We start from the raw sequence: 4593 nt of genomic DNA on the forward strand, positions 1-4593 counted from the left end.
CATTGAAGAAGTGCTCGGCGTGCAGCTCAAACAGGCCGTTCTGCACCACCTGACGCAGTGTATCGAAGGCCTGTTCACGAACCTGCTTTTCATCATGAATCAGGCTCATGATCGCATTGAACGCGCCACTGTAGACCGGCTCGCAGATCCAGGCCATGCCACCCGGCTTGAGCACCCGATGGATCTCCTGCATCGCCGGCATCTGTAGCTGAATCGGCACATGGTGGAGGGACTTCAGCATGCAGACCAGATCGATGCTCTGCTCCGGCTCGCTGATCGCCTGCGCACCCTCGAGGCGAAACTCGAGGTTCACCGTTGCATGCGAAAGATTTTTCTGGTGCTGTATCTCATCCACTTCGGTGCCGATAAACTGGGAGTCGGAATAGCATTCTGCCAGTTTTCGAAGCGTCCAGGCAGCACCACACCCCAACTCCAGTACGCGCACTCCATGCAACGGCAACAGCCGCTCCATAAGATCTATTTCTGTGCTGGTCTGATAGGCCTGCGAATCATTCAGTCTCATCTTCTGCTTGGCTGACAACTTCCCGCCCCTCCGTTAAGGTTACTACCGACTGCTGCCTGACTGCGGCATGATACATCAGAGATGCAGAAGCAGATGCGACAACCGCTCAACGACTGGCTCCACCATACCCGCCTGCATCTGGCGCGCCCGGATGCGCTGCTCCTGCTAGCATTGCTGGGGCTGATCACCGGGGTCATTGCCGGCGCTGTGATCGTCGTCTTTCGGATACTTGTCGAGAGTACCCAGGGCAGCCTGCTGCCAGGCAATCTGGCGGAAAACTATGAGGGCCTTCCCGCGCTGCTGCGATTTTTGCTGCCAGTGGCGGGCGGACTGCTGATCGGTTTGATCTTCCACCACTTTGCCCGTGGCTTACACGTGTTGGGGATCGCCCGGCTGATCGAGCGTCTCGCCTATCATCAGGGACACCTGGGGCTGCGAGAGTTTCTGCTGCAGTTCTTTGGTGCCGCGGTTGCCATCGGTTCCGGCCACTCGGTAGGGCGGGAGGGACCGCATGTATTCCTTGGCGCAGCAGCCGGCTCACTGCTCGGCCAGCACTTCTCTCTGCCCAACAATAGCATCCGTACCATGGTGGGCTGCGGCACCGCCGCCGGCATCGCGGCCTCTTTCAACACCCCTCTGGCCGGTGTGATCTTCGCACTCGAGGTGGTGATGATGGAGTACACGCCGAGCAGCTTTATCCCGATCATCCTTGCGGCGGTGGGCGCCAATGGCGTGGCGGTCTATTTTCTTGGCAGCGACAGTGCCTTCTCCATGCCGCATTTCCAGCTCAGTTCGATTGGCGAGCTGGGCGTGGTGGCGTTGCTCGGCATCGTTGCCGGCAGCGCCTCGGCTCTGTTTATTCAGCTGGTACAGAAAACATCGGCGATCAGCAAACCCTGGCCCTTCTGGGCCAGAACCACCACTGCCGGGGCCCTGGTTGGCGGCATCGGCCTGTTTCTGCCACAGGTCCTCGGTATTGGCTACGACACGGTACAGAGCATCCTACTCGGCGAACTGGGCATGGGGCTGCTAATCCTGTTGGTACTGGCCAAGATTTTTGCCACCTCCGCCAGCATTGGCATGGGTATCCCTGGCGGCATCATCGGCCCTGCACTCTTCATCGGCGCGGCGATCGGTGGGATTGTTGCCGAGCTGCCGGCACTTTTGTTCAATACTCCAACCGCAGACCCCGGTTTCTATGCCCTGATCGGCATGGGGGCGATGATGGGCGCTAGCCTGCAAGCGCCGCTGGCGGCGCTAACCGCGATCATCGAGCTCACCAACAGCCCTCAGGTGGTGATGCCTGGCATGCTCGCCATCGTCATTGCCGGTCTTACCAGTGGTGAAATATTTCAGAAGAAATCTCTGTTCATTGCGATCCTTGAATCGAGCGGCCTCAACTATCGCACCGATCCAGTGATGCAATCCCTGCGCCGCATCGGTGTCGCATCGGTAATGAGCCAGAAGCTGGTCCACTGCCACTCCCGAAATCATCGCGAGGCACTGATCTCCCTCTTGGCAGAAGCACCCGAGTGGTTTCTTGTGGAGAGCGACGGAACCCCCTCCGATCTGATCTACGCCGCTGATCTGGCCCGTTATGCCGAAGAGGCCATGGAGGAGGAGATCGATCTGATGGAGATTCCCGCGCGCCGCCTGCAGCTCGCCGATATCTCCCTGCAGGCGACCCTGCAGGAGGCGGTGGAACGGCTCGACTCAAGCGGCGCCGAGGCACTCTATGTCGCGCGACGTAAAAAAGGGGGTGGCCAACGGATTCTCGGCGTGCTGACCCGGGAGCAGATTGAATCAGCGTATCGAGTCTAATCTCAGCTATCGACACTGGGGTACAAATAAAAAAAGGCTATACTTAATCGTTTGGATCGCCCTATTTGCGCCACCCTCGTATCGTCCCTGAGCAGGAGCTGTATCATGTATGATGAAATCCAGAATCCCGAATTTGTCCTCTACAATGATCAACCGATCAGGCTTTCAGAACTCCTGCATGAACAGAAGCAGTTACGGGACGAGGTTGCCAGGCAGAAGAAGAATCAGAAAAAGGCGATTCGGCGCTTCGAACGGGAGGAGGCGCTCAAGCCCTATCAGGCTGAATTGATACAGATGCAACAGTATCTGGAGCGGACCGGTACCCGCATGATCATCCTCTTCGAGGGACGCGATGCCGCCGGCAAGGGCGGTACCATCCGCCGCGTCACCCGCTACATGAACGAAAAACACTACCGAGTGGTGGCGCTGGGCAAACCCACTGAAGAGCAGCGTACCCAATGGTTCTTCCAGAAGTATGTGCGCGAATGTCCATCCGGCGGCGAGGTGGTACTGTTCGATCGCAGTTGGTACAACCGCGCCGTGGTGGAGCCAATCTTTGGCTTCTGCACCCAAGAAGAGTACGAACATTTCATGATCGGCTGCCCCGGTTTTGAGAAGGATCTGGTGCGCCAGGGTACGATCCTGGTCAAGCTCTATTTTTCGGTCACCAAGGAGGAGCAGGCGCGGCGTTTTGAACGGCGCAAGAGCGATCCTTTACGGCAGTGGAAGCTTTCCGAGATCGACGTACAGGCGCAGGATCGTTGGGATGACTTCACCAATCAGAAGTATGAGATGCTGCGCCGCACCAACACCACTCACGCACCCTGGACCATCATCCGCTCCAACGACAAGCACCAAGCCCGCATCAACGCCATGAAGGTGATCCTCAACGCTGTGCCTTATCAGCGGCTCGATCCGGAACTCGACTTTGTGCCGGACCACGAGATCGTCATCTCCGGCTCCCGAGAACTGGAATTGATGGAGGCACAACGTCTGCAAAGCGGCAAGTTTGTTGGATAGCTGCACTACCGCATCTCATTTAGCCAGACTAGGCAACACCCGGTAGCGCAATGCAGCCAACGGAACACCTCACCATGCTTGCGCTGGCCTGGTTGGCCTATTTTGCACTGCACTCCCTGTTCGCCTCACTTGGCTTCAAACAGAGGCTAATCGGCAGCTGGCCCGCCTTGGCAGCCTGGTATCGGCTACTCTTCAACCTGCTGGCAGTGCTGCTGCTGATTCCACCACTGGCGCTACTCTACAGCTGGCCTGGCGAGATGCTCTGGCAGTGGCAGGGCATCGGTCGCTGGCTGAGTGGCGGCGCATCACTGGCGGCAATCGCGGGTTTTTTCTGGTCACTGCGCTATTACGACAGCAAGGAGTTCATCGGTCTGCGACAGCTGTCGGACAGGAGAAGCGGCTCTCAGATCGATCAGGAGGCATTCACGATATCGCCTCTGCATCGCTTTGTTCGGCATCCCTGGTACAGCCTTGGGCTGGTGATTGTGTGGTCCCAGTCAATGAATGGCGCCTATCTGCTCTCAGCGATCCTGATAACACTCTACTTTGTGCTGGGATCCAGACTGGAGGAGCAGAAGCTCATCGCCTTTCATGGTGATGTTTATCGAAGCTATTGTGCAAAGGTGCCTTCGCTGCTGCCTCTGCCATGGAAGTATCTGCAAAAAGACGAGGCCGCACTCCTGGCAAAAAAAGCCCAGAAATAGAGCGGGGCACCCGGGCGTACCCGGGTGCCGTCAAGTCAGTAGTCAGGGCTCCAGAAGTTGTTTATGGCGCCATACGGCCCCGGTCCAAAACCCTGCGGATTGCCACGCCCCATGCCGGGCCCATGCATCATAGGCCCCCAACCACCCCGGCCACCTCGCATGTGGCGGCGTTTCATGGCACGGCAGGCCGCCTGCTGTTCCGGGGTCATCCCGTCAATGACTTCCTGATGCTTTTTCCACTCCGCCTCTGCGGCAGCCCGCGCCTCTTCTCTTGCCTTCCAGGGTGGTGTCTCTGGCATCTCTCGCCCCATAGCTGCGGCACGCTCTCGCATCTCCTGGTAGCGCTCATTGCGGTATGCATCCCGCTCTTCAGGAGACATATCGCGTAGCTTCTCCATGCGTTGCATGCGCTCTTCCATGGAGATCCACTCCGGCATCATGCCCCGATGCTCTTCCCAAGGCGGCCGATTCGGCAGCATCACACCAGACTCCAGCGCACGTTTGCGCAACGTTTCATAACGCTTC

General features: G+C 58.2%; 5 protein-coding genes. 3 read left to right on the forward strand and 2 right to left on the reverse strand.

All coding sequences use genetic code 11. The annotated features are described in order from the left end of the window. Positions 1-523: class I SAM-dependent methyltransferase (locus RIFP1SYM_RS15785; RefSeq protein WP_050798792.1), on the reverse strand; the 523-nt coding region annotated here is incomplete at its 3' end. A 93-nt stretch (positions 524-616) separates the two neighbouring features. Here RIFP1SYM_RS15785 and RIFP1SYM_RS15790 point away from each other — a divergent pair. The 3 genes from RIFP1SYM_RS15790 (at position 617) to RIFP1SYM_RS15800 (ending at position 4068) form a co-directional block, all read left to right on the forward strand. After that, positions 617-2344, forward strand: a complete 1728-nt coding sequence (locus RIFP1SYM_RS15790; RefSeq protein WP_006474638.1) for a chloride channel protein — start codon at positions 617-619, stop codon at positions 2342-2344. 105 nt (positions 2345-2449) lie between these two features. Then, on the forward strand, positions 2450-3364 hold the full coding sequence (ppk2, locus tag RIFP1SYM_RS15795) for a polyphosphate kinase 2 (RefSeq protein WP_006474637.1): 915 nt from the start codon (positions 2450-2452) through the stop codon (positions 3362-3364). Between the two features lie 50 nt (positions 3365-3414). Next, complete coding sequence (locus RIFP1SYM_RS15800; protein WP_005966694.1) at positions 3415-4068, forward strand: methyltransferase family protein; 654 nt, start codon at positions 3415-3417, stop codon at positions 4066-4068. 35 nt (positions 4069-4103) lie between these two features. Here RIFP1SYM_RS15800 and RIFP1SYM_RS15805 read toward each other — a convergent pair. Next, positions 4104-4593 (reverse strand): hypothetical protein (locus RIFP1SYM_RS15805; RefSeq protein ID WP_240992150.1); only part of this gene is annotated, 490 nt, incomplete at its 5' end.

The sequence above is a fragment of the endosymbiont of Riftia pachyptila (vent Ph05) genome (genome assembly GCF_000224455.1).
Lineage (GTDB): Bacteria > Pseudomonadota > Gammaproteobacteria > Chromatiales > Chromatiaceae > Endoriftia > Endoriftia persephonae.